Source organism: Saccharothrix sp. DSM 118769, from assembly GCF_052936295.1.
Genome location: NZ_CP193627.1, coordinates 6,929,875 through 6,955,368 on the forward strand (window position 1 = coordinate 6,929,875; position 25,494 = coordinate 6,955,368).

A 25,494-nucleotide genomic window follows, 5' to 3' on the forward strand; every position below is an offset into this window, starting at 1 on the left:
CCGAGCACGGCCGCACGCGACGGACACCGTGCGGTCGACGCCGCGGCAGGCGACGAACCGTTCGAGGTCGATCCGGTCGTTGCGGTCGAGCTGCCGCCGGTAGTCGTCCAGGACCTCGGCGAGGTCGGCCTTCCCGGCGAAGTCGAACCGGACCACGACCACGCGGCCGTCGTCGGCCACGACGCACAGCGAGACGTCGTCCTCGCCGAGGAGCTTGTTGAGCGTGACCGCGAGCGCGACGTGCGCCAGGTCCTCCGGCTCGTGCGCCCCGCCGTCCCGCAGCCGTTCCAGGGTGGCCCTGGTGCGCTCGGGCAGCACGGCCTCCACCCGGCCGTCGGTCTGGGCGCCGCTCGTGAACCACGACCCGGGCAGCCGCACGCCGAACCCGGTGACCAGCGCGGCGTCGCGGCGGGCGAGCCCGGCCTCCAGGTGCTTCTGCAGCTTGCCGATCGTCGGGTTCGCGAACAGGTCGCTCACGTCCAGCAGGCCGGGGAACCGCCGGTGCAGCTCCTCCAGCAGCAGGACCAGGCTGAACGAGTTGCCGCCGAGGTCGAAGAAGCTCTCGTCGTAGCCGATCGGGACGTCGCCGAGGACCGTGCGCCACGCCGCGACCAACTCCTGCGCCACGCCCGTGCGGCGCTCGTCGGCGGGTGCGGCGACCACCGGCCGGTCGGCCCGCGCCTCCAGCGCCCTGCGGTCGACCTTGCCGCTCGTCGTCATCGGGATGTCCGGCACCGGCGACAGGGTCGCGGGGACCATGTAGTCGGTCAGGCGCTCGGCCAGCCAGTCCTTGAGCACCTCCGGCGCGAGGTAGGCGCCCTCGCGCACCTGGTAGAAGCCGCGGATGACCTGGCTGCCGCCCGGCAGCCGGTGGACGACCACCGCCGCGCCGGTCACCAGGTCGTGCCCGGTGATGGCCAGCTCGACCTCGCCCAGCTCGACGCGGTAGCCGCGGATCTTCACCTGGTCGTCCACCCGGCCCAGGCAGTGGACCTCGCCGTCGCGCCACAGCGCGCGGTCGCCGCTGAGGTAGATCCGGCCCTCCCCGAACGGGTTGGCGCGGAACCGCTCGCGGGTCAGCTCGGGGCGGTGGAGGTACCCGGGCGACACGCCGAGCCCGCCGATCCACAGGTCGCCGGCCACGCCCTCGGGCACCAGCCGGAGGGCGTCGTCCAGCACGAGGAACGTGGTGTTGGCGATCGGCGTGCCGATGGTGACGTCGCCGGTGGCGCCGGTGAGGTCCTTGGCGCTGGACCAGATGCAGGTCTCGGTCGGGCCGTAGACGTTGTGGACGGTCAGCGACGCGTGCTCGGCCAGCCGGGGCAGCAGGTCCTCCGGGAACGCCTCGCCGCCGACGACGAGCTTGTCCAGCCGCGCCAGCGCGCGGTGGGCGGCCCCGGGGTCGGCGAACAGCAGGCGCAGCCGGGTCGGCGTCACCTGGAGGTACTCGACACCGTTGGCCGTGACGAACTCCGCGATCTCGGCGGGGGTGCGGACCTCCGACCCGGCCGCCACCACGACGGTGCCGCCCGTCGCGAGGGTCAGCAGCGTCTCCAGCAGGAAGATGTCGAAGGACGGGGTGGTGAGGCAGCCCACCACCTTGTGCTCGGCCCACCCGAGCGCCTCGGGCATCCCGGCGAGGAAGTTCGCCAGCGACCCGTTCGTCACCGTGACGCCCTTCGGCGTCCCGGTCGAACCGGACGTGAAGATGACGTACGCGAGGTCGTCCGGCCCGGCCGGCGTCGCGCCGGTCGCGCCACCGTCGAGCGGGTCGTCCTGCCGCAGCACCAGCGCGCGGTCGCCGAGGTCCGCGGCGGCGGCCGACTCCGCGGTGCAGACGACCTTCGCCGGGGCCGCGGTGTCGATGACCAGCCGCAGCCGCTTCGCCGGGTCGCCCACGTCCATGGGGAGCCACGCGGCGCCGATGCGGTTGACCGCCAGCATCGACACCACCAGGTCGGGCGTCGGCGGCAGCAGGAGCCCCACCAGGTCGCCCGCGCCGAGGCCGTGCGCGCGCAACAGGCCGGCGCACCGCTCCACCCGGTCGGCCAGCTCGGCGTAGGTGACGTCCTCGCCGCCGAAGCGGATCGCGGGTCGTCCCGCGTGGTCGCGCAGCGCCGTGCCGAGCACCTCGGCGAGCGGCGGCACGTCCGCGACGACCGGCCCGGTGCCCCACCGCAGCAGCCGGTTCCTGCTCTCGTCGTCCAACCGGGACAGCTCCTCGACCGTCCGGTCCGGCTCGCGCACGACCCGGGCGAGCAGCTCCGCGTACTGCTCGACCAGCTCGGTCATCCGCCGCTCGCCGTAGACGGCGGAGAAGTTCAGGTCGCCGAACAGGCCGCCGTCGCGCTCGGTCAGCTCCAGGGAGAGCGCGAACATCGAGCGCGGCACGGCGACGTCCTCGGACGTGCCCACGACGTCGCCGAACCGGTGCACGCGGTCGCGGGCGTTGGTGAAGGTGAACATCACGTCGAACAGGGCGTTGCGCCCGAAGTCCCGGTCGAGGTCCAGCTCCTGGACCAGGGTCTCGTAGGAGTACGCCGAGTGGTCCACCGCCGCGAGGCTGGTGTCGCGCACCGCCCGGAGCAGGTCCGGGAAGCGGGTGTCACCGGTCGGGCGGACGCGCAGCGGCAGCGACTGGGCGAACATACCCACGGTGCCCTCGAACGAACCGATGATGCGCTGGTCGAGGGGGACGCCGACGCACAGGTCGGCGGAGCCCGCGGCGTTGGCCAGCAGCACCGACCACAGCGACAGGTGGAAGATGAACGGCGTGGTGCGGTACCGCTCGATCACCGCCTGGGCGGCCCGGTGCAGCTCGTCGTCGACCCGGAAGTGGTGGTGCGTCCCGGCGAAGTCGTTCACCGGCGGGTGCGGCGAGTCGGTCGGGAGGCCCAGCGGCGGCGGGACGGTCTCGAACTCGCGCAGCCACCACCGCCGGTGCTCCTCGTACGAGGGCGAGCCGGCGGACCGCGCCTGCGCCCGCACGAACTCCGGGTAGCCGTCGGACCGCACGTCCGCCAGCTCCCCGCGCGCGAGGTGGTCGGCGAGGTCGCCGAGGACGATGTCGATCGACGCGCCGTCGGCGACGATGTGGTGCAGCGAGATCACCAGGTGGTGGGTGCCGTCGGCGTCGACGACGATCCCGCAGCGCCACAGCGGCGGGCGCGCCAGGTCGAACGGCCGGTTCATCACCGCGACGACGTCCTCGGTCCGCAGCCCCGGGTCGCGCCGGTGGTCGAAGACGTGGAACTCCGGGGTGACGTCCGGCGCGACGCGCGCCTTGACGCCGGTCGCGTCGATCTCGTAGTGGCCGCGCAGCTTCGGGTGCTTGCGCGCGATGGCCCGGAACGCCCCGGCGACCCGCTCCGGGTCGAGCGGGCCGTCGAAGCGCAGGCCGGTCAGGATCTGGTACGCCTCGTTGCCGCCGCGCATCCGCGACAGCACGTAGACCCGCTTCTCCTGCTCCGACACGGCGGTGTCGTCGAGCGGTTCGGGGGCGGTGCCCCGCTGTGCGCCGGGCGGCAGGCCGCGCGGCGCGGTCGACGTCGACCGCCGGAAGTCGAACCCGCCGGCGCGCAGCGCCTCGACGCTGGTGCGGATGACCTCGAAGATGCGGTCCTGGTGCTCCCGCGTGTGCGCCAGGGAGAAGTAGGCGGTCCTGCGCTCCCACACGTAGACGCCGTGGAACACCATGAGCTTGAAGAACAGGTTCAGCGTCAGCGACATGTGCGCCATGTCGCGCGGCACGACCGTCTCGTACTTGTAGAGCGACGCGAAGTGCGACACCTTCAGCGGCACTTCCTCCGCCTCGAAGTAGTCGTTCACGCGCCGCGCGAAGTCCGCCGTGAGCCGGTTGACGGCCGCGAGCCGCTCGGCGCCGTGCTCCCGCAGGTAGGACAGCGCGGCCTTGCAGGCGGCCATCGTCAAGGGGTGCTTGCAGAACGTCCCGGCGAAGAACGTCGTGGGCACGGCGGGCTTGGAGTCGTCCACGTCCGACCACGCGCCGCCGTCCACGGCGTCGAGGTACTTGCCCTTGCCGGCGATGATGCCGATCGGCATCCCGCCGCCGACGAGCTTGCCGTACAGCGACATGTCCGACTCGACGCCGAAGTGCTCCTGCGCGCCGCCCAGCGCGATCCGGAACCCGACGATCATCTCGTCGAAGATCAGCGCGATGCCGTGCTCCGTGCAGATCTCCCGCAGCTCCCGCAGGAACCCGGTGGGCTGGAGCGTGGGGTTGCGCGACTGGACGGGCTCGACGAGCACGGCGGCCAGCTCGGCACCGTGGCGCCGGATGCGCTCCAGCGACTCGGCGCTGCCGTAGGTGAGCACCATCGTGTCGTCCACCGCCGACTGCGGGATGCCGATCGAGGTGGGGATGCTGTCCTCGCCGTCGGCCTCCGCGAGCACGGCGTCGTAGCTGCCGTGGAAGGAGGTGAGGAAGCGTGCCACCTTGTCCCGGCCGCTCACGGCCCGCGCCAGGCGCACCGACACCATCACGGCCTCGGTGCCGGTGTTGCAGAAGGCGACCCGCTCGGCGCCGGTCATCTCGTGGACCAGCTCCGCGACCTCGCCCGCCACCCGGTTCTGCGGGCCCAGCTCGTAACCGCGGTCGAGCTGGTCGCGCACGGCGTCGACGATGAAGTCGGGCTGGTGGCCGAAGAAGTGGACGCCGTAGCCCATCGCGGTGTCGACGTACCGGTTGCCGTCCACGTCCCAGAACTCCGCCCCGCGCGACCGGGCCGACACGACGGGGTAGACGGTCTCCTTGATGCTGGGGTTGAAGTTGAGCGAGGCGATCCAGTCCGCCAGCACCTCGCGGTGCTCGCCGGCGTACGCCTTGGAGGTCGGGGTCTTCGCGGTGAACCGCGCCACGAAGTCGCGGATGAACGCGCCCTGCTCGTCGGTGAGCCGGTCATCGGTCAGCTCGATGTCGTTGGTGTGCGTGCCGACCTTGCGGGCCGGGGTCGCGCGGCGCTTCCCCTTGCCCGGCGCGACCGGGGGCTCCGCGACGACCGGCGTGCCCGTCGTGCCGCCCGACAGCAGGGTCAGCTGCTGCCGCATGATCTCCAGCTGCGAGCGGACGATGTCCTCGACGCCGGGTGGCGGCGCGGGGGCGGTCCCGGGCGCGGGGGCGGTCCCGGGCGCGACGGTCGTTCCGGGTGCGTAAGCCCGCGGTGACGGCGTCGGCGTGGCGGCGGGCGCGGGCGGGGCCTGCGGGGCGAGTTCGGCGGGTCGGTGCTCCAGGACGAAGTCGGCCAGCAGGCCGGGCGTGTAGAGGGACTCGAAGAACGCCTTGATCGGGATGTCGACGGCGTACTCGGTCTCGACGCGCTTGCCGAGCTGGACGAGCATCAGGGAGTCGATGCCCAGCGCGAACAGCTGGACGGACTCGTCGATCGCGTCGACGGCGACACCGGTGACCTGGCCGATGCACTGCTTGACGAACGCGACGACCGCGTCCCGGTCGTCCGCGCGCGTGTCCCGGTCGACCACGCGCCCGACCGGGGCGGCCTCCGGCTCGGCGACGACGGGCCGCGTCACCGCGCCGCCCCCCGCGCCGCCCACCGCGCCGCGGTCGGAGTACCAGGTCCGCCGCCGGTCGAACGGGGTGCGCGGCAGGTCGCGGACGAGGTCGCCGGACCCGCCGGGGAGCCGGCCCCACTCCAGCGACCGGCCCAGCTCCCACAGCGCGCCCGCGCTCTCCAGCAGCTGCCGGGTGTCGGAGCGCCCCTTGCGCAGGCTCGGGAGGACGACGGCGTCGTCGCCGAACTCCTGGGCGATCAGGCCGCCGACCGTGGCCGTGGCGCCGATCTCGACGAAGACGCGCGCGCCCAGGTCGACCGCGGTGCCGACGGCCGCCCGGAACAGGACGGGCTCGACCAGGTGCCGGCTCCAGTACGACGCGTCGATCGGCGAGTCCGCCGGGACGACCTCGCCGGTCACCGCCGAGATCCACGGCAGGGCGGGCGGGTCGAACACGTGGTGGCGGACCTGCTCGTGCAGGTCGTCCGCCGCCTGCGCCATCAGCGCGGAGTGGTACGGGTGCGAGACGTCCAGCCGCTCGGTGAAGACCCGCTGCTTGCGCGCGGCCCTGAGCACCGCCGCCAGGCTCTCGGCGGCACCGGCGACGGTGGTGTTCTCGGCCGCGTTCACCGCGGCGACGGAGACGTCCGGGTGGTCGGCCAGCAGCTGCTCCGCCCGCTCCCGCGAGCACAGCAGCGTCGCCATGGAGCCGTCCGCGGAGGAGGCGTTCACGACGCGCGCGCGGCGCGTCACCAGGTCGACCGCCTGGGTGAGGGTCATGACCGACGCGAAGCAGGCCGCCGCGTACTCGCCGACGCTGTGGCCGATCACGGCCGAGGGCGTGACGCCGAGCGACCGCCAGTACCGGGCGAGGGCCAGTTCGACCGCGAAGATCATCGCCTGGGTGTGGAGGGGCGACCGGAACGGCTCCTCGTCGTCGCCGAACATCGCCTCGACCGGGGAGACGTCGCCGATCCGGCGGAACACCCGGTCGATCTCGTCCAGCTCGTCCCGGAAGACCTCGGCGTGCTCGTACAGCTCGCGCGCCATGCCCGGGTACTGCGTGCCCTGGCCGGAGAACACGAACACCTGGCCCTCGCCCGCCCGGTCGCGGGCCGGGAGGGAGCCGAGCGCGGCCTCGACCGCGGCCGGGATGCCCGCGACGGAGTCGCAGACCAGCGCCGCCCGGTGCCGCAGGGCCGCGCGCCGCTCCCCCAGCGTGTGGGCGACGTCGGCGAGGTCGGCGGTCGTGCCCCCGCTCCACGCGGCCAGGTTGCGCAGGGCGGTGCGCAGCGCCGCGTCCGACTTCGCCGAGACGGGCAGCAGGCGGGCCGGGCCGGGCGTCGGCCGCGCGGGCTTCGGCTTCGGCCGGTACTCCTCCACGATCATGTGGGCGTTGCTGCCGCTGATGCCGAAGGAGCTGATCCCGGCGCGGCGCAGGCCGCCGACCGGCTCCCACGGGACCTCCTCGGCCACCACCTCGATCGGGACGGCGTCCCAGTCGATCAGCCGGTTGCCCTCGCGGAAGTGCAGCGTGGCCGGGAGCCTGCCGTGCCGCATGGACACGATCACCTTGCACAACGCCGCCATGCCCGCCGCGGACTCCAGGTGCCCGAGGTTGGACTTGACGCTGCCGACGCGCAGCTTGCCGCGCCTGCCCGCGAAGACCCGCGCCAGGGCGTTGACCTCCTGCGGGTCGCCGATCGGCGTGCCCGAGCCGTGCGCCTCGACGTAGGAGACGTCCTCGATGCCGACCCCGGCCTCGGCCATCGCGGCCTCGACCACGCGCTGCTGCGCGGTGCCGCTCGGCACGGTGAACCCGCCGCCCTGGCCGTTGTGGTTGACCGCCGAGCCGCTGATCACGGCCAGCACGTCGTCGCCGTCGCGCTCGGCGTCCGACAGGCGCTTGAGGACGACGACCGTGCCGCCCTCGCTGCGGATGTAGCCGTCGGCGCCGTCGTCGAAGCTGCGGCACCGGCCGGTCGGGGACAGCGCCTGCAACCGCGACCACGACACGTGGCCCTCCGGGCTGAGGATCAGGTTCACCGCCGCGGCGACGACCACGTCGCAGCCGCCCTGCCGCAGCTCCCGGCCGGCCTGGTGCAGCGCGTACAGCGAGGACGCGCAGGCCGCGTCGATCGCCTGGCTGGGGCCTTCGAAGCCGTAGGTGTAGGAGATCCGGCCGGCCGCCGAGTTGGCCATGTTGCCGGTGTAGCTGTACCGCTCGGCCGGGTGCCCGAGGTTCTTCCCGACCTGCACGTAGTCGTTGGTGTAGATGCCGACGAACACGCCGACGCGCCGGTCGCGCCCCGCCGCGGTCGGGTCCATCCCCGCGTCTTCGAGGGCTTCCCACGTCAGCTCCAGCAGCAGCCGCTGCTGGGGGTCGATCGACTCGGCCTCGGTGGGCGAGATGCCGAAGAACAGCGGGTCGAAGCCGTCCACCTGGTCGAGGTAGCCGCCCTGGGTGGTGGTCACCTCGCCGGTGTCGAGGTCGCTGTGCGACCACCGGTCGGCGGGCACCTCCCGCACCACGTCGACCTTGCCGCTCAGGGTCTCCCAGAGCTGGTCCTCGGTGCTGATGCCGCCGGGGAGCCGGAACGCCAGGCCCACCACGGCGAGGGGTTCGGTGGAGAACGCGGCCACCGGCGCCGGGTCGGGGCGCGCGGCGGCCGGCGCGCGGTCCTCGCCGACGCGCCGGGTCAGCTCGGTGGTGAGCGCGTCCGCGGTGGGGTGGTCGATGATGAACGTGCTCTCCAGCGAGACGCCCAGCTCGCGCGCCAGGCCGCTCTGGAGCTTGATCAGCTGCACCGACGTGCAGCCCAGCTCGAACAGGCTCCTGGCGTAGTCGTCCTGCCGCAGCTCGGTGCCGATCCCCAGCACCTCCGCGACGTGCTGGGACACCAGCTCCGCCAGCGGGGCGCCGTCGGCGGCGGGCCGGGTCGGCGAGGTGCCCGCCCCGGGGCCGGCCGCGGTGGGCGCGTCCAGGTCGGGCAGGTCGACCACCCGGCCGCGCCCGGCGAGCACCGGCTCCCAGTCCACCGCCAGGCCCCGCACGTGCGCCTCGGCGAGCGAGGTGAGGAAGTGGTCCAGGTGCTGCTCGTCGCGGCGCAGGGAGTTCAGCACCGGCACCGCCGAGCCCAGCGCCTCCGCGGTCTGCCGCATCGCCAGGGTCAGCACCGGGTGCACGCTGACCTCGACCATCGCCTGGTAGCCGTCGGCCAGCAGGGCCCTGGTCGCGCTCTCGAAGAGCATCGGCCGGCGCAGGTTGCGGTACCAGTACTCGGCGTCCAGCCCGGCGGTGTCGAACGCCGCGCCGGTCATGCCGGAGTAGAACGGGACCTCCGACGCGCGCGGGGTGATCGACGCGAGCGAGGTCAGCACCGCGTCGCGCACCTCCTCGACCCGCGGCGAGTGGGCGGCCAGGGGCACGGACGTCACGTGGGCGTACACGCCCGCGGCGCGCAGCTGCTCGGCGGCGAGCGCGAGCACGTCGCCGTCGCCGGAGACGACCACCGTGCGCGGCGCCATCACGCCCGAGACGTCGACGTCGTGGCCGTGCTCGGCGAACCACGAGGTCACCTCGTGCACCGGCAGCGCCACCACGGCCATGCCGCCACGGCCGGCCAGCACCGACTGCGCGCGGCTCCACAGCACGGCCGTCTTCGCGGCGTCGTCCAGCGACAGCGCGCCGGACACGAAGGCCGCGGCGGCCTCGCCGATGCTGTGCCCCACCACGGCGTGCGGCCGGACGCCGTGCGAGCGCCACAGCTCGGTGAGCGCCACCATGATCGAGAACAGCACCGGCTGCACGACGTCCGTCCGGTCGTACAGGTCCGTCGCCCCCGACCTCAGCACGTCGACCAGCGACCAGTCCACGTGCGGGGCCAGGGCGTCGGCGCAGTCGCCGATCCGCCGGGCGAACACCGGCGAGGAGTCGAGCAGCTCGGCGGCCATGCCCGGCCAGATCGCGCCCTGGCCCGGGAAGACGAACGCGGGGCGCGTCACCTCCACGGCCGTCCCCTCGACCACGTGCGGGCCGGGCCGTCCCAGGGCGAGCAGGTCCAGCGCTCCGGCGAGGTCGTCGCCGCGGCCCAGCAGCACCGCGCGGTGCGCGTGCGGCGGTCGGGTCGCGAGCGTGCGGGCCACGTCCTCGGGGTCGGCGCCGCCGGCGACGAGGTCGCGCAGCCGCCCGGCGACGTCGCGCAGCGCCCGTTCGCCCGGCGCGCCCAGGATCAGCGGGATCGTCATCGCCACCTCACCACCCCGGTCACGCGGGATGCCTGCCATGACGACCTCCGGGGTGCTCGCGACGCGCGGGACCTGACACGGTTCATTGCCCTAGTTCTTCCTGGCGTGCTTCTTGTAGCCGAAGTCGGCGATCATGACCTGCTGCAACTGGGAGGTGCCCTCGATGACCTCGAGGATCTTCGCCTCCCGGAACAGGCGTTCCGCCGGGAAACCCGACCAGCACCCGTTCCCGCCGAGCACCTGGACCGCGTCCGACGTCGCGCGCTGGGCGATCGTGGACGAGAAGTACTTCGCGATGTTGGTCTCCATCGCCGCGTCGGCGCTGCGCGCCGCCAGGAAGCGGCCCGCGCGCCGGCACAGCTCCCTGGCCGCGGCGACGTTCGTGACGGCGTCCGCGACCATCTTCTGCACCAACTGCTGCGTGCCGATCTTGACGCCGAACTGCTCGCGGCGCGTGGCGTAGGAGCACATCTCCTCCAGCGCCGCCTGGGCCAGCGCGACCCCCGCCCACGCGATGCTGTACCGACCGTGCAGCAGCGCCGTGTTCACCACGAAGCCGAAGCCCGCGCCGATGCCCGCGACGAGGTTCTCCGCCGGCACCTCGACGTCGGTGAGGACGACCTCCGCGATGTGCGTCGCCCGGTTGCCCAGGAACCCCGACATCGGTCGGGTGTCCACGCCCGGCGCGTCCCGCTCCACGACGAACGCGCTCGTGACGCCGTCGTCGGAGGCGATCACCAGGAACAGGTCGGCGATCCCGGCGAACGAGGTCCACTTCTTCCGCCCGTTGAGGACGAACGCGTCGCCCTTCCTGGTGTAGGTCGTGGCCACCGCGGCGGCGTCGGACCCGGCGTCCTCCTCGGACAGCGCGAAGCAGGCGATCCTCTCGCCGCGCGCGAGCGCCGGGAGGTACTTCTCCTTGAGCCGCTTCGACGCCAGCTCCACCAGCGTCCCGGCCACGATGGACGTGTGCACGGTCAGCAGCGCCCGCGTGGAGGCGCACGCCTTGCCGATCACCTCGGTGAGTTCCCCGTACTCCAGCGGGTCCAGGCCGAGGCCGCCCCACTTCTCGGGGATCGACGCGCCGAGGAACCCCTCGTCCGCCATCCTCTTCACGACGTCGGGCGGCAGGTGCTCGTCGCGGTCGAACGCGGCGGCCCTGGGCGCCAGCTCGGTGTCCGCGAACGACCTGGCCCTCGCGAGGACGTCGGACCGGTCGACGTCACCCACCCGACGGGCTCTTCAGGTCGGCGACCATGTCCGCGAGGCGGCGGACCGAGCTGAAGTTCCGCAGCACGATGTAGTCGTCGGGCACCTCCACGTCGAACGTCGACTCGACGTGGTGCAGGAGCTGCATGGCGAACAGCGACGTGAAGAACCCCCGCTCGAAGATGTCGTCGTCGTCGTGGAGCTCGACGTCCTTGAACGCGGTCATGTTCTCCCGCAGGTAGGCCCGGATGTTGGCCGCGGCGTCCGCCACCGTGACGTCTGCCATGTTCACCACCGCCTCGTCACGCATCGATCTCGACCTTGATGTACTCGGGGTACTCCTGGCGCACCGCGAGGTCGTTCTCGTACAGGTGGTCGCTGCCCTCGCTGCTCACCACGCGGAAGTTCGCCAGCTGGTAGGTCACCAGCATCTGGCGGTTGCGGTCCGTGCGGCGGAAGCGGGCGAACAGGCGCTTGCCGTCCTCGGCCGCCCGCTTGACCAGGAAGGACAGCAGGACCGTGCCCACGCCCTTGGACACCGTGCGGCAGGACATGAGCAGGAGGTTGATCGTCCAGCGGTCGTCCTGCTTCTCCACCAGCGCCATGCCGATCTTGCCGTAGGAGCCGTAGCGGTCGGTCAGCTCGCACACCCACAGGTCGTGGTCGGCGCTGCGCACGAGTTCGTCGAGCTGCTCGTGCGAGTACTGGATGCCGGTGGAGTTCAGCTGGTTGGTGCGCTCGGTCAGCTCTTCGAGCCGCAGCAGGTCGTCGTCCTTCGCCCGGGAGACGGTGAAGACCATGCCCAGGCCGGCCAGGAACTCGTCCGCGGCGCCCCGGTGGTCCAGCTCGGCCTCCCGGCGCGCCCGGTCCTCCAGGTACATGAGCCGGCGGCGGCTCGCGTCGGCGGTCACCACCCCGGGGCTGAGGCGCGGCATGGAGAGCAGGGTGGCCAGCAGCGCCGAGTCGACCGTCTCGACCTCGGGGTGGGCGAAGGCGACCTCGTCGCGCTCGAACGGCTGGTCGTCCACGAACATGATCGTGTCGATGCCGATGTTGAGCTTCTCGCGGATCGCGGCGACGGAGCTGGACTTGCTGTTCCAGTTGATCTGCGGGTACAGGAAGTACTCGGCGAGGCCCAGCGCCTCCAGCTCGCGCATCGCGTCGTCGTGGTTGTTCTTGCTGGCGACCGACTGGAGGATGCCGCGGGCGTCCAGGGTCTTGACCAGGTCCACGACGCCGTCGCGCGGGACGAGGTCGTCGCCCGCCGACAGGGTGCCGTGCCACAGCGTGTCGTCGAGGTCCCACACGACGCACTTGACCATCTTCATGAATCGACGTCCCCCAGGGTGTTCGCTGCCGCTGCCGTTCTCGTGGGTCAGCGCTTCGAGTACGTGTAGAACCCCTGGCCGCTCTTCCGGCCGAGCAGACCGGCGGCGACCATCTTCTTCAGCGTCGGGCAGCACCGGAACTTGCTGTCCTGGAACTCCTCGTAGAGCACGTTCAGGGAGTTGACGACGGTGTCGAGCCCGATGAGGTCGGCCGTCTCCAGCGGCCCCATCTTGTGCCCGTAGCCGAGCTTGAAGATCGCGTCGACCTGCTCGGGCTCGGCGACGCCGTCGTGCACCAGGAAGGCCGCCTCGTTCATGAAGAGGTGCGACAACCTGTTGGACACGAACCCGGGCGCGTCGTTGACCACGATGGACTGCTTGCCCAGCGAGCCGACGAACTCCTCCGCCCGCTTGACCGTGTCGTCGGAGGTGTGGAAGCCGCGCACGACCTCCGCGCACCCGAGCAGCGGCACGGGGTTCATGAAGTGGATGCCCACGACGTCGGCGGGCCGTGCCGTGCACGCGGCGAGCTTGGTGATGGAGATGCAGCTCGTGTTCGCGGCGATCTTCGCGTCCTCGCCGCAGACGTCGCGGAGTTCGAGGTACAGCCGCTCCTTCGCGGCGAGGTCCTCGACGATGTTCTCGACGATCCAGTCCGCCCCGGCGAGGTCGCCCAGGTCCGCGCTGAAGCGGATGCGGCCGAGGACCTCGTCGGCCTTCCACGAGGCCGTGGTCGGGGACATCATCCGGAACTGCCGGACGAGCCCGCGGACCTCGCGGGGCGCCGCGGCCAGCACCTCGGGGTCGTGGTCGGACAGGACGACGTCGTAACCGTTGGCGGCGCAGGTGATGGCCACGTCCTTGCCCATCACACCCGCGCCCACGACCCCTACTACTGCCATCCCCAGCCGCCCCCGCGTGTAACGAATGGTGCGCGCAAAGCGCGCGAACGTCCCGCACATTCTTTTCGCGCACGTCACCCACCGACGACATGCCAAAGCCGGCACAACGTCGGGAACGGGCTTCGCGCCGATTTCACCGTTCTTCGGGTGCGGCCACCCGAAAAATCGGGCGCAGCGTGCCCGAACCGTGCGAGGTCAACCCCTACTGGCCACTGTCGCCCGAGAAGAGGCTTTCACTACGCCGTTTGCGCGCTACGTCCGGTTCGCACCTTCCGTGCGAGGGACAATACACAGAACGCCGCAGAAGCGTAAAGGTTTCACCGAAGCTACAGCAGGTAGTCGAGTGCTCGCTGACCGTGCACGGCCGGACATTTCCGCACTTACCGGGAAGCGGGGCGGATAACGCTTCGCAGCCGATCACCACGATGCATCGACCCCGGTCGCCGGCGTCGGGTATTGCCGCCTCCGACCCCGACGAGGATCGCGCGCGAGGGGGAGTACCGCCCGCGCGCATCGGCGAACCAGCACGCCGCGGGACATTCCCGCGAACCCGACAGCCCGTCGACCACCCTCGCCGCCAGGGCACCTCACAGCGATGCGACCTGCGCAGATGAGCGCGAAGCGCTCCGCACGGCGCGTTTTCGGCCGTCCCGCGCCCGGCACCGCACGGGGTGCCCGAAAATTTGACGGAAATTTCGCGTGAAGTTAAGGCAAGACCGATGGAACCGCTCCCAGACGGTCCCCCCAGTACAGCCGAAAGCGACTGCGGTCACTACGTGGTACCGCATCGGAGGGCCACCGTCTCATTTCGCGAAGATTCCCCGACAAATTACGAGGATCACTCGTTTCGCAGGTCTGCCGGTTCCTGGAGACCTGTTCCGCAGGCGTGGACCGGGACATCTCGGAAACCGCTGTAAATCCGTTCCGGGGACGGGGTCGAACGTACCCTTGTCGCTTCCGGGGGCACCGTCTAACATGCCGGGAAGCCGATGGGGGCAATGCGGGTTCTGCGCGCGGCCCGGGCGTGCCCGGCACTGGATTCGTCGTCCGCCGATTCGCCTCGGCGAAACTCCCGACCACCAGGGGACAACCGTGGACAGAACGTTTGCCGAAGACGTCGGCGAGTGGCTCGTCGCCCAGGCCGACGACCTCCTGAAGGTCGGCGGCACGAAACAGCTCATGGGTTTGGACTGGACCGTCCTGCCCGAGGTGTGGCCGCCCGACCCGGCGACCGAGGTGTTCACCTCCGCCCTGCCGTTCGGCCCCGGCACGCGGTTCCTCGAAATCGGGTGCGGCGCCGGCGTGACGAGCGTGGTGGCCGCCCGGAGCGGGTGCCGGCGCGTCGTCGCGGCCGACATCAGCCCGGCCGCCGTCGCCAACACCGAGCTGAACGCCAAGGCCCACGGCGTCGAGCACGAGGTGGAGGCGCTGACGAGCGACCTGTTCCACGAGTTCGGGCCGACGGACGTGTTCGACCTGGTCGTCTCCAACCCGCCCCTGGTCCGGGCACGCGTGGACCGCACCTACGACCGGCTGATCGAGCGGTCGGTGTTCGACCCGGGGTACGCCCTCCACCAGCGGTTCTTCCACGAGGTGAAGCCGCACCTCGCCGAGGGCGCGCGCATCTTCATGAACACGAGCGACACGATGGGCGACCCGAAGTCGATCGTGGCCCTCGCCGTGCGGATGGGCTTCGCCGTGCGGAAGCACCACTCGAACCGGATCGAGATCCCCGGCTCGCTGATCGGCTGGACCCCGGCCATCGCCGCCGCCGCGGACGAGCACGGCATGGTCCACATCGAGTCGTCGATCTACGAGTTCCAGCTGATCTGACCGGACCCCGTGCGGCGACCGTCCACTTCGGAGTGCGGCGGCCACGGCCCCTCCCGGGGCGTGCGCCGGCGTCCCCGGCGGGTGCGGACAGGTACCCGGCCGGGGAGGCCGGCAGCGTCACCCGACCCCGGTCCGCCCCTCCCGCCCCCCGGCGGCGTCCCGGGCGAGGCGTTCGTTCGCCCGGCCGGCGGCCTCGGTGAGCCCGGCCAGGAAGGCGATGACGACGCGCAGCTCGTCGGGGTCGGCGGCGCGGAGGGTCGCCGCGACCTCGGTCCCCGCGAAGGCGAGGAACCCGCGCACCCGTTCGCGCGCCGCCGGGTCGGGGCGCAGGGTGACCCGGCGGCGGTCGGCGCTCTCGCGGCTGCGGTGGACGTGACCGGCGGTTTCGAGCCGGTTCAGCAGCACCGTCGTCGAGCCCGAGGTCATGCCGATCCGCCGGGAGAGCCGGGCGGGCGACAGCGGCGCGCCCGCCTCGGCCGCCCAGATGACGTGGCTCAGGGCGTTGGCGTCGGAGACCGGCAGCCGCAGCCAGGTCGCGAGGTGCCTCGTCAGCCCCTCCAGGCCGACCACCAGGTCGCGCAGGCGGTGCACCACCTCCACCCGGTCCGCCGGCCAGTCGAACGTCAGCGGGTCGACCTCTGTCACGCACACCCCTTCACCGCGAAGTAGCTTCACCGTAAAGCACGGCATCCGGTCGTGCGATCACACCGGAGCAGGGCATGACCACACCGCACGCGGTGGTTTCCGGCGCGAACATCGCCGGCCTCTCGGCCGCCCACTGGCTGCGGCGCACCGGGTGGGACGTCACCCTGCTCGAACGCGCGGCGGCGTTCCGCGACGGCGGGCAGAACGTCGACCTGCGGGGCGTCGCCCGCGAGGTGCTCGACCTGATGGGGCTGACCGAGGCGGTGAGGGCGCAGAACACCACCGAGACCGGCACGGTCCTGGTCGACGGCTCGGGCGGCGTGGTCGCGGAGCTGCCGTCCGACGGCCCGGACGGCGCGACCGCCGAGTTCGAGGTCCTGCGCGGCGACCTCGCCCGCACCATCCTCGAACACCTGCCCGCGGGGGTCGAGGTCCTCTACGGCGACACCGTCGCCGAGGTCGACAAGGACGCCGACGCGGTCACCGTGACCACGGCGTCGGGCCGCACCCTGCGCGCCGACCTGCTCGTCATCGCCGAGGGCGTCCGCTCCGCGACCCGCGACCGGCTGTTCGGCGACGCGGTCGACCGCCGCGAACTCGGGATCACCATGGTGTTCGGCACGATCCCGCGCACGCCGGGCGACGACGACCGGTGGCGGTGGTACAACGCCGTGGGCGGGCGGCAGGTCCACCTCCGGCCGGACAACCACGGCACCACCCGCGCCATCCTCGCCCACGCGCGCGGCGACGACCTCGTGGACCTCGACCGCGCGGACACCCTCGCCCGGCTCCGCGACCGCTACGCCGACGCCGGCTGGGAGGCGCCCCGCGTCCTCGACGCCTTCGGCACCTCCGACGACGTCTACGTCGACCGCCTCACCCAGGTCCGCATGCCCACCTGGCACCGCGGGCGGGTGTGCGTCGCGGGGGACGCGGCCTGGTGCGTCACCCCGCTGGGCGGCGGCGGCGCGTCGCTGGCCCTCGTCAGCGGGTACGTCCTGGCCGCGTGCCTGTCCACCGCCGAGCACCCCGGGAGCGCGCTCACCGCGTACGAGGAGTGGATGCGCCCCCTCGTCGACGACGTCCAGCGGCTCCCGCGCGGCCTGGAGCGCGTCGCCTTCCCGCGGACCCGGTTCGGCCTGGCGCTGCGCGACCTGGTCGCCAAGGCCCTCACCTCACCGCCGCCGGCGTCCCTCACCGCGAGGATCGGCCGGGTCGCCGCCACCGACCGCGCGCTGCCGCGCATCGCACCGGCCGGGGCCTGACCGGTCCGGGCCTGGTGGTCAGGGCCTGGTGGTCGGGGCCCGACGGTCCGGGCCTGGTGGTCGCGGGCCGACGGTCCGGGACCACCGCCCGCGACGCCTGTTCAGCGGTCGTGGCCCCGGCCCGGCGCGAGGAGCCTGGGCCCATGGGACCTCGATACAGCAGGCGCTTCACCGTCGCCGTGGTCTGCACCGCGCTGTCCGGCCTCCTCGTCGGGGTGGGCGTCGCGTACGGCGGCGCGGTGGTCGTGCTGCCGGCCGTGCTGTGCACCCTCGTCTTCACCGTGCTGGCCGCCCTGTGGCAGCACGACGCGCCGCACCGCGGGCGGACCCGCTGAGCCCGGGGTGCGGCGCGCGCCGCGCGGTGTGACCATGAAAGCCGACCCGGGAGGGAGGTGGGCGTGGGAGCACGGCAGTGGCTTGCGGGGTGGCCGGTGTTCCGGCAGCTCACCGGCGAGGACCCGCTCGGGCGGGGCGAGGCCGCGCAGTCGCCCCGGTCCGCCGGCCTGGTGGCGCGCACCGCCGGCGCCGACCGCGTGGCCAGGTCGGTCTGCCCGTTCTGCGCCGTCGGCTGCGGCCAGCGGGTGTACGTCGCCGACGACGAGGTGCTCCAGGTCGAGGGCGACCCGGACAGCCCGATCTCGCGCGGCCGGCTGTGCCCGAAGGGGTCGGCCAGCACGCAACTGGTCACCGGCCCGCAGCGCGCGCGGAAGGTGCTCCACCGCCCGCCGCACGGCACCGACTGGGAGGAGCTGGACCTCGGCACGGCCATGCGGATGGTGGTCGACCGGGTGCTCGACGCCCGCGCCAAGGGCTGGCAGGACGTCGACGAGAACGGCGCGCGCGTGCGCCGCACCCTCGGTTTCGCCAGCCTGGGCGGCGCGACGCTGGACAACGAGGAGAACTACCTCATCAAGAAGTTGTTCACCGCGCTCGGCGCGCTCCAGATCGAGAACCAGGCCCGCATTTGACACTCCGCCACGGTTCCCGGTCTGGGGGCCTCCTTCGGTCGCGGCGGCGCGACGGACTACCAGCAGGACCTGATCAACTCCGACGTCATCGTCATCATGGGCTCCAACATGGCCGAGGCGCACCCGGTGGGGTTCCAGTGGGTGATGGAGGCCAAGGAGCGCGGCGCGAAGGTCCTGCACGTCGACCCGCGGTTCACCCGCACCAGTGCCCACGCGGACGCCCACGTGCCGCTGCGCGCGGGCACCGACATCGCGTTCCTGGGCGGGGTGATCAACCACGTCCTGAGCAACGGGCTGGACTTCCGCGAGTACGTGGTGCCCTACACGAACGCCTCGTTCCTGGTGAGCGAGGACTTCCGGGACACCGAGGACCTCGACGGGCTGTTCAGCGGCTACGACCCGGGGACCGCCTCGTACGACCCGACGTCGTGGCAGTACGAGACGGTGGACGAGGACGAGTCCGCCGAGCAGCACCGCGGCGCGGGCGCGAAGGAGCGGTCCACGCCGTACCAGCACGGCTCGGGCGGGCCGAAGGTCGAGGGCGGCAGCGGCCGGATCGCCGCCGACCCGACCCTGGAGCACCCCCGGTGCGTCTACCAGGTGCTCAAGCGGCACTACGCCCGCTACACGCCGGAGATGGTGGCGCGCGTGTGCGGCGTGTCCGAGGAGCTGTTCCGGGCCGTCTGCGACGCGTGGACGGCGAACTCCGGCCGCGAGCGGACCGGCGCGCTGGTCTACAGCGTCGGCTGGACCCAGCACAGCACGGGCGCGCAGTGCATCCGCGCGGGGGCGATCGTCCAGCTGCTGCTGGGCAACATCGGCCGGCCCGGCGGCGGCGTGTTCGCGCTGCGCGGGCACGCGAGCATCCAGGGCTCCACCGACATCCCGACGCTGTTCAACCTGCTGCCCGGCTACCTGCCGATGCCCACGCCCGAGCACACCGACCTGGCGGCCTACGTCGACGACATCCGGGCCGAGCACCAGAAGGGCTTCTGGCACGACGCCGACGCGTACACCGTGTCGCTGCTCAAGGAGTACTGGGGCGACAAGGCCACCGCCGACAACGACTACTGCTTCGACTACCTGCCCCGCGTCACCGGCGACCACGGCACGTACCGCACGGTCATGGACATGGTCGACGGCAAGGTGTCCGGCTACTTCCTGCTCGGCCAGAACCCGGCGGTCGGCTCGGCGCACGGGAAGCTCCAGCGGCTCGGCATGGCGAACCTGGACTGGCTGGTCGTGCGCGACCTGACCATGATCGAGTCGGCGAGCTTCTGGAAGGACTCCCCCGAGGTCGAGACCGGCGAGATCGTGCCCGAGGAGTGCCGCACGGAGGTGTTCTTCTTCCCCGCCGCGTCGCACGTGGAGAAGGAGGGCACGTTCACCCAGACCCAGCGGATGCTCCAGTGGCGCGAGAAGGCCGTGGAGCCGAAGGACGACCAGCGCTCCGAGCTGTGGTTCTTCTACCACCTGGGCCGGATGCTGCGGGAGCGGCTCGCGGGGTCCACCGACGAGCGCGACCGGCCGCTGCTGGACCTGTGGTGGGACTACGCCGTGGTAGGCGACGAGCCGCAGGCGGACGACGTGCTGCGCCGGGTCAACGGCCTGGACCTGACCACCGGCCGACCGGTGAACGGCTACACCGAGCTGAAGGCGGACGGCAGCACGGCGGCGGGCTGCTGGATCTACAGCGGCGTCTACGCGGACGGCGTCAACCAGGCCGCCCGCCGCAAACCGGGCCAGGAGCAGGACCTCTACGCCACCGAGTGGGGCTGGGCGTGGCCGATGAACCGCCGCGTGCTCTACAACCGGGCCTCCGCCGACCCGGACGGCCGGCCGTGGAGCGAGCGCAAGGCGCTGGTCTGGTGGGACGCCGACCGGGGCGAGTGGACCGGCCACGACGTGCCGGACTTCGAGCGCACCAAGCCGCCGGGCCACCGGCCGCCCCCGGGCGCGGTGGGACCGGAGGCGCTGCACGGCGACGACCCGTTCGTCATGCAGGCGGACGGCAAGGGCTGGCTGTTCGCGCCGAGCGGCCTGGCCGACGGGCCGCTGCCCACCCACTACGAGCCACACGAGTCGCCGGTGCCCAACCCGGTCTACCGGCAGCAGGCCAACCCGACCCGCAAGGTCTACGGCCGGGCGGACAACCCGTCGAACCCGTCGCCGCCCGAGGCGCACGGCGAGGTGTTCCCGTTCGTGCTGACCACCGCGCGGCTCACCGAGCACCACACGGCGGGCGGCATGAGCCGGACCGTGCCGCACCTGGCGGAGCTGCAACCCGAGCTGTTCGTCGAGGTCTCGCCGCGGTTGGCCCGCGAGCGCGGCCTGGAGCACCTGGGCTGGGCGCACGTGGTCACCAGCCGGGCGGCGGTGGAGGCGCGCGTGGTGGTCACCGACCGGATGTCGCCGCTGCGCGTGCACGACCGCCTGGTGCACCAGGTGTGGCTGCCCTACCACTGGGGCGCCACCGGCCTGGTCACCGGCGACTCGGCCAACGACCTGTTCGGCGTGGTGGTCGACCCGAACGTGTTCATCCAGGAGACCAAGGTCGCCACCTGTGACGTGCGACCGGGTCGTCGCCCGCGCGGACCGGCGCTGCTGGAGTACCTGGCGGGGTACCGGCGGCGCGCCGGGATCACCGCCGAGACCGGCACGCACGTGCTCACCGGAGGACCCGCGCACACCGAGGAGGAGCCGTGACCGGGAACAGCTTCCACGGGCCGCTGCACGACGTGGCGGGCGAGGCCGGGTACGTCGACCACCCGCCGCGCGTCGGGTTCTTCACCGACACGTCGGTGTGCATCGGCTGCAAGGCGTGCGAGGTGGCCTGCAAGGAGTGGAACCACGTCCCCGCCTCCGGCTTCGACCTGCTGGGCATGTCGTTCGACAACACCGGGCACCTCGGCGCGGACGCGTGGCGGCACGTGGCGTTCGTCGAGCAGCAGCGGCCCGCGCCGCCGGGGCCGGCCGCGCAGGACCTGGGGATGCCGTCGTTCGACCGGCCGGGCACCTCGACCGACCCGGCGGCCCGCACGGACTTCCGCTGGCTGATGGCGTCCGACGTGTGCAAGCACTGCACGCACGCGGGCTGCCTGGACGTGTGCCCGACCGGGGCGCTGTTCCGCACCGAGTTCGGCACGGTCGTGGTGCAGCAGGACATCTGCAACGGGTGCGGCTACTGCGTGTCCGGTTGCCCGTACGGGGTGATCCAGCGCCGCGAGGGCGACGGGCGGGCCCAGAAGTGCACCCTGTGCTACGACCGGCTCAAGGTGGGTGAGGAACCGGCGTGCGCCAAGGCGTGCCCCACCGACTCCATCCAGTTCGGCGAGCTGGACGTGCTGCGCGAACGCGCCGCCGCCCGCGTGGAGACCCTGCGCGAACGCGGCGAGGAGGGCGCGCGGCTCTACGGCGCGGACCCGGGCGACGGGGTCGGCGGCACCGGGGCGTTCTTCCTGCTGCTGGACGAGCCGGAGGTGTACGGCCTGCCGCCGGACCCCGTGGTGCCGACGCGCGACCTGGCGGCGATGTGGAAGCGCGCGGGCCTGGCGGCGGTCGCGTTCGCCGCCGCCGCGGTGGTCGCGTTCGCCGGGGGCCGCTGATGGGCCGCCGCCGCGACGACCAGGTGGTGCCGGGGGCGGACTTCCGCTCGTACCACGGCCGCCAGGTGCTCCAGACGCCCGCGTGGGAGTGGCCGGTGCCCGCGTACCTGTTCGCGGGCGGGGTGTCGGCCGGCTCGACGCTGCTCGCGGTGGGCGCGGACCTGACCGGGCGGGCCGCGCTGCGGCGCGCGGGACGGCTGGGTGCGCTGGTGTCGCTGGGCGCGGGCATGGTGTTCCTGGTCGCGGACCTGGGTCGCCCGGAGCGGTTCCTGCACATGCTGCGGGTGGCCAAGCCGACGTCGCCGATGAGCGTGGGCACGTGGGCGCTCGTCGCCTACGGCCCGGGGGTGGCCGCGGCCGCGGCGGCGGAGGTGCTCCCCGGCCGCTGGTGGTGGTCGCGGCTGCTCAAGCGGGCCGCGCGGCCGGCCGCGGTGTCGTCGGCGGTGGTCGCGCCCGCCATCGCCTCCTACACGGCGGTGCTGCTGTCGCAGACGGCCGTGCCCGCGTGGAACGAGGCGCACCCGCACCTGCCGTTCGTGTTCACCGGGTCCGCCGCGGCGGCCTCGGGCGGGCTGGGCATGGTGTTCGCGCCGGTGGCCGAGGCCGGTCCGGCGCGGGCGTTCGCCGTGCTCGGCGGTGTCGGCGAACTGGTCGCGTCGCGGGTGCTGGAGCGGCGGCTGGGCCTGGTGCGCGAGGCGTACGCGACGGGCCGGGCGCACCGGCTGCGGCGCTGGTCGGAGGTCCTCACCGCGGGCGGCGTGCTGGGCGCGGCGCTGGGCGGGCGGGGCGGGGCGCTGGGCGGGCGGGGCGGCCGGGCGGTGGCGGTGCTGTCCGGGCTGGCGCTGCTGGCGGGCAGCGCGTTGCAGCGGTTCGGCGTGTTCGAGGCCGGCGTGGCGTCCACCCGGGACCCCAAGTACGTCGTGGTGCCCCAGCGGGAGCGGGTGTCACAGGACGACGCGCGTGTCGTCCGGGAGGCGGCGCGTCAGGCCGAGTGAGTCGAGCAGCTCCAGCAGCGGCACCGCCACGCGGCGGGTCGTGCCCAGCGCGGCCTTGGCCCGGCTCGTGGTGAACGGCCCGTCGAGCCCGGCGAGGACCGCGGCGGCCCGCTGCGGCGCGTCGGGTGCGAGCACCACGCCGTCGGCGACGCGCACCAGCCTGCCCACCCGCACCGCCGCCGCCAGCTCCCGCGCGCCCAGCCCCAGCTCGGCGAGCCGGTTCGCGTCCGGCGCGGCGAACGGCGCGCGCGCCAGGTCGGCCTCCACGGCGGCCACCGCCCGCTCCACCGGCGCGGGCAGCGCGGCGGCGGTGGGCACCTTGCCGTCCACCACGTGCAGCCCGGCCTGGTCGAGGACGGCCGCGACCAGCTCGTGCGGCACGTCGAGCCGGCGGGCCAGCACCTCGGTGGGCATCCCGGCGGCCAGCGGCTGCTCCGCCCGCCACGCGGCGACCGCCTCGGGCGCGCGGCGCACCAGCTCGACCCAGTGGTCGGGATCGGCGCGCCACTCCCCCACCGGCACGCCCGCGTCGCCGAACCCGAGCGAGCGCAGCTCCCGCGCGGTCACCAGGCCGCGGTGGCGCAGGTGGGAGGCGGCCACGTCGCCGGTCAGGTCCAGGCCGCGCAGCCGCGCCGCGCCCCGGCGGGTCAGCGCGGGCGGGCGCACGTCGAGCACCAGCACGCCGGCCGCGATCCGGTGCAGGCCGGGGTCGCGCAGCAGGCCGCGGTCGCCGGCGCGCAGCGGCAGCGGGCGCGCCAGGACCAGCCGCGCGGTACCCGGGCCCAGCGGTCGCACGTGGGCCGGGACGGCGGCCGAGCCCACGTGCAGCACGAGCCGGGCGGGCACCTCCGCCGCGCCCAGCCGCACGTCCAGCTCGCGCACCACCGGCCACGCGCCGGGCGCGAGCAGCGCGTCGCCGCGGCCCACCCGGTCGCGATCCACGCCGCGCAGGTTCACCGCGACGCGGGCCACGCCGCCCACCCGGTCGACCGGTTCGCCCAGCGCCTGCAGGCCGCGCACCGGCACGCGCCGCCCGTTGAGCTCCAGCTCGTCGCCGACCGCGACGGTGCCCGCGCCGAGGGTGCCGGTGACGACGGTGCCCGCGCCGCGCACGGTGAACGACCGGTCCACCCACAGCCGCACGTCGGCCGCCGGGTCGGGTTCGGGCAGGCCGCGGGCCACCTCGTCCAGCGCGGCGCGCAGCCCGTCGAGGCCCTCGCCGGTGCGCCCGCTGACCACCACCGACTGCACGCCGCGCAGCGACGTGCCGTCCAGGTGCAGCCGGGCCTCCTCCAGGGCGGTGGCCGGGTCCGCCAGGTCCGCGCGGGTGACGACGAGCAGGCCGTGCCGCACGTCCAGGCCGTCGAGCGCGGCCAGGTGCTCGGCGGACTGCGGCATCCAACCCTCGTCGGCGGCGACCACGAGCATCGCGGCGGGCACCGGTCCGACGCCCGCGAGCATGTTGGTGGTGAACCGCTCGTGGCCGGGCACGTCGACGAACGCCACCGGCCCGCCGGGCAGCGTGGTCCAGGCGAAGCCGAGGTCGATGGTCAGGCCGCGGCGGCGCTCCTCGGCCCACCGGTCGGGTTCCATGCCGGTCAGCAGCCGGATGAGCGTGGACTTGCCGTGGTCGACGTGCCCGGCGGTGGCGATCACCCGCATCGCAGCACGGCTCCCCGCAGCGCGCCGTCGTCGGCGGGGTCCACGGTGCGCAGGTCCAGCAGGCACCGGCCGCGCTCGACCCGGCCCACGACCGGCGGCCGGCCGGCGCGCAGCCGCGCCGCGTAGCGCTCCGGCAGGCTGACCGCCGCGCTCGGCAGCTCCACGCCGGGCGCGCCGCCACCGCCGACGGCCGCCGCGCTCGCCGCGGCCCGCGCGTCCAGCCCGGCCGCGGCGAGGGCGGCGACCAGGTCCTCGGCCCGGGCGCGCAGCGCGGCCGGGTCGGCGTCCAGCGCCGCCGCCACGGGGGCGGGCGGGCCGAGCAGGGTGGCCTCCAGCGCGGCCAGGGTCAGCTTGTCCACGCGCAGGGCGCGGGCCGCCGGGTGGCGGCGCAGCCGGTGCACGAGGTCGGCGTCGCCGAGCAGGAGCCCCGCCTGCGGCCCGCCGAGCAGCTTGTCCCCGGACGCCGTGACGAGGTCCGCGCCCGCCCGCAGCGCGCTCGCCGCGTCCGGTTCGCCGGGCAGCAGCGGGTGCGGCGCGAGCAGGCCCGAGCCGATGTCGACGACCAGCGGCACGCCGAGGCCGGCCAGCTCGGCGACGTCCGGCGCGCTGGTGAAGCCGGTGACGCGGAAGTTCGACGGGTGCACGCGCAGCACGAACCCGGTGTCCGGGCCGATCGCGTCGGCGAAGTCGCGCAGGTGGGTGCGGTTGGTGGTGCCGACCTCGCGCAGCCGTGCGCCGGTGGAGGCCAGCAGGTCGGGGATGCGGAAGCCGTCGCCGATCTCGACCAGCTCGCCCCGGCTGACCACGATCTCGCGGCCCGGCGCCAGGGCCAGCGCGCACAGCAGCAGCGCGGCGGCGTTGTTGTTGACCACGTGCACGTCGCCCGCGTCCGGCACGGCGGCGGCCAGGGCGGCCAGCGCGCCGCGCCCCCGCCGGGCCCGCGCGCCGGTCGCCAGGTCGAACTCGACGTCCGTGCAGCCCGCGGCGTCGGCGACCGCGGCGACGGCGGCCCGGGACAGCGGCGCGCGGCCGAGGTTCGTGTGCACGACGACGCCGGTGGCGTTGAGCACGGGCCGCAGCGACGAGGCGCGGGCGGGCAGCGCGGCGAGCACGTCGTCGACCACGCCGGCCGGCGCGACCAGCCCCTCGCGCACCCGCTGCTGGGCCTGCACCACGGCGGCCTTGACCAGGGACCGGCCCAGTTCCGCCACGGCGGGGGCCAGCCTCGGGTCGGCCAGCACCAGGTCGGTGCGCGGGACCGCGCGCCGGAGGTCCGTCACCGGTCCCCCGGCCCTTCGGCCCCGC

14 protein-coding genes (1 of these 14 only partly in view) are annotated in these 25,494 nt (G+C 73.7%); 6 read left to right on the forward strand and 8 right to left on the reverse strand.

Annotation, left to right across the window (positions count from 1 at the left end; all coding sequences use genetic code 11):
• The 5 genes from ACRAKJ_RS28695 to ACRAKJ_RS28715 form a co-directional block, all read right to left on the reverse strand.
• Positions 1-9,777, reverse strand: the 5' portion of a protein-coding gene (locus ACRAKJ_RS28695; RefSeq protein WP_438919048.1) for an amino acid adenylation domain-containing protein. Its footprint begins 195 nt before the window's first position; 9,777 of the gene's 9,972 nt are visible here — the first part of the coding sequence; it begins with the start codon at positions 9,775-9,777; the stop codon falls past the left edge of the window.
• 90 nt (positions 9,778-9,867) lie between these two features.
• Positions 9,868-11,007, reverse strand: a complete 1,140-nt coding sequence (locus ACRAKJ_RS28700; RefSeq protein WP_438919047.1) for an acyl-CoA dehydrogenase family protein — start codon at positions 11,005-11,007, stop codon at positions 9,868-9,870.
• The gene (locus ACRAKJ_RS28705; protein ID WP_438919046.1) at positions 11,000-11,296 is read right to left on the reverse strand and encodes a phosphopantetheine-binding protein; all 297 of its coding nucleotides are present in this window, start codon (positions 11,294-11,296) and stop codon (positions 11,000-11,002) included. The genes ACRAKJ_RS28700 and ACRAKJ_RS28705 overlap by 8 nt, the downstream gene beginning before the upstream one ends.
• Positions 11,289-12,314 carry an HAD-IIIC family phosphatase gene (locus tag ACRAKJ_RS28710; RefSeq protein WP_438919045.1) on the reverse strand — a complete coding sequence of 342 codons (1,026 nt, stop codon included), beginning with the start codon at positions 12,312-12,314 and terminating at the stop codon, positions 11,289-11,291. Before ACRAKJ_RS28710 ends, ACRAKJ_RS28705 begins: the two co-directional genes overlap by 8 nt.
• A 47-nt stretch (positions 12,315-12,361) precedes the next feature.
• Entirely contained in the window at positions 12,362-13,216 is an 855-nt protein-coding gene (locus tag ACRAKJ_RS28715) for a 3-hydroxyacyl-CoA dehydrogenase NAD-binding domain-containing protein (protein ID WP_438919044.1), read from the reverse strand.
• 1,092 nt (positions 13,217-14,308) lie between these two features.
• Between ACRAKJ_RS28715 and ACRAKJ_RS28720 the strand changes: the two genes are divergently transcribed.
• Positions 14,309-15,049, forward strand: a complete 741-nt coding sequence (locus ACRAKJ_RS28720; protein ID WP_438919043.1) for a methyltransferase — start codon at positions 14,309-14,311, stop codon at positions 15,047-15,049.
• 117 nt (positions 15,050-15,166) lie between these two features.
• On the opposite strand, the gene ACRAKJ_RS28725 is transcribed toward ACRAKJ_RS28720, so the two are convergent.
• Positions 15,167-15,694 carry a MarR family transcriptional regulator gene (locus tag ACRAKJ_RS28725; RefSeq protein ID WP_438919042.1) on the reverse strand — a complete coding sequence of 176 codons (528 nt, stop codon included), beginning with the start codon at positions 15,692-15,694 and terminating at the stop codon, positions 15,167-15,169.
• A gap of 74 nt (positions 15,695-15,768) precedes the next feature.
• On the opposite strand from ACRAKJ_RS28725, the gene ACRAKJ_RS28730 reads away from it, so the two are divergent.
• From ACRAKJ_RS28730 to nrfD, 5 genes are all read left to right on the forward strand, one after another.
• Positions 15,769-16,959 (forward strand): FAD-dependent monooxygenase, encoded by a 1,191-nt coding sequence (locus ACRAKJ_RS28730; protein WP_438919041.1) that lies wholly within the window; start codon positions 15,769-15,771, stop codon positions 16,957-16,959.
• A 143-nt stretch (positions 16,960-17,102) separates the two neighbouring features.
• Positions 17,103-17,294 carry a hypothetical protein gene (locus ACRAKJ_RS28735; RefSeq protein ID WP_447008737.1) on the forward strand — a complete coding sequence of 64 codons (192 nt, stop codon included), beginning with the start codon at positions 17,103-17,105 and terminating at the stop codon, positions 17,292-17,294.
• 63 nt (positions 17,295-17,357) lie between these two features.
• The gene (gene fdh, locus ACRAKJ_RS28740) at positions 17,358-20,633 is read left to right on the forward strand and encodes a formate dehydrogenase (RefSeq protein WP_447008738.1); all 3,276 of its coding nucleotides are present in this window, start codon (positions 17,358-17,360) and stop codon (positions 20,631-20,633) included.
• The gene (locus ACRAKJ_RS28745; protein WP_438926827.1) at positions 20,630-21,532 is read left to right on the forward strand and encodes a 4Fe-4S dicluster domain-containing protein; all 903 of its coding nucleotides are present in this window, start codon (positions 20,630-20,632) and stop codon (positions 21,530-21,532) included. Before fdh ends, ACRAKJ_RS28745 begins: the two co-directional genes overlap by 4 nt.
• Positions 21,532-22,527, forward strand: a complete 996-nt coding sequence (gene nrfD, locus ACRAKJ_RS28750; protein WP_438926826.1) for an NrfD/PsrC family molybdoenzyme membrane anchor subunit — start codon at positions 21,532-21,534, stop codon at positions 22,525-22,527. The genes ACRAKJ_RS28745 and nrfD overlap by 1 nt, the downstream gene beginning before the upstream one ends.
• On the opposite strand, the gene selB is transcribed toward nrfD, so the two are convergent.
• Entirely contained in the window at positions 22,477-24,189 is a 1,713-nt protein-coding gene (gene selB / locus ACRAKJ_RS28755) for a selenocysteine-specific translation elongation factor (RefSeq protein WP_438926825.1), read from the reverse strand. The two genes, nrfD and selB, sit on opposite strands and share 51 nt — an antisense overlap.
• Positions 24,180-25,469, reverse strand: coding sequence for an L-seryl-tRNA(Sec) selenium transferase (gene selA, locus ACRAKJ_RS28760; RefSeq protein WP_447008739.1), 1,290 nt, complete (start codon positions 25,467-25,469; stop codon positions 24,180-24,182). Before selA ends, selB begins: the two co-directional genes overlap by 10 nt.
• Positions 25,470-25,494 lie beyond the last annotated feature (25 nt).

Bases quoted from the DNA above. Each gene is read 5' to 3' on its own strand.
- ACRAKJ_RS28705 (WP_438919046.1), bottom strand. From the start codon at position 11,296: ATGCGTGACGAGGCGGTGGTGAACATGGCAGACGTCACGGTGGCGGAC.
- ACRAKJ_RS28710 (WP_438919045.1), bottom strand. From the start codon at position 12,314: ATGAAGATGGTCAAGTGCGTCGTGTGGGACCTCGACGACACGCTGTGG.
- ACRAKJ_RS28715 (WP_438919044.1), bottom strand. From the start codon at position 13,216: ATGGCAGTAGTAGGGGTCGTGGGCGCGGGTGTGATGGGCAAGGACGTG.
- ACRAKJ_RS28730 (WP_438919041.1), top strand. From the start codon at position 15,769: ATGACCACACCGCACGCGGTGGTTTCCGGCGCGAACATCGCCGGCCTC.
- ACRAKJ_RS28735 (WP_447008737.1), top strand. From the start codon at position 17,103: ATGGGACCTCGATACAGCAGGCGCTTCACCGTCGCCGTGGTCTGCACC.
- nrfD (WP_438926826.1), top strand. From the start codon at position 21,532: ATGGGCCGCCGCCGCGACGACCAGGTGGTGCCGGGGGCGGACTTCCGC.
- selB (WP_438926825.1), bottom strand. From the start codon at position 24,189: ATGCGGGTGATCGCCACCGCCGGGCACGTCGACCACGGCAAGTCCACG.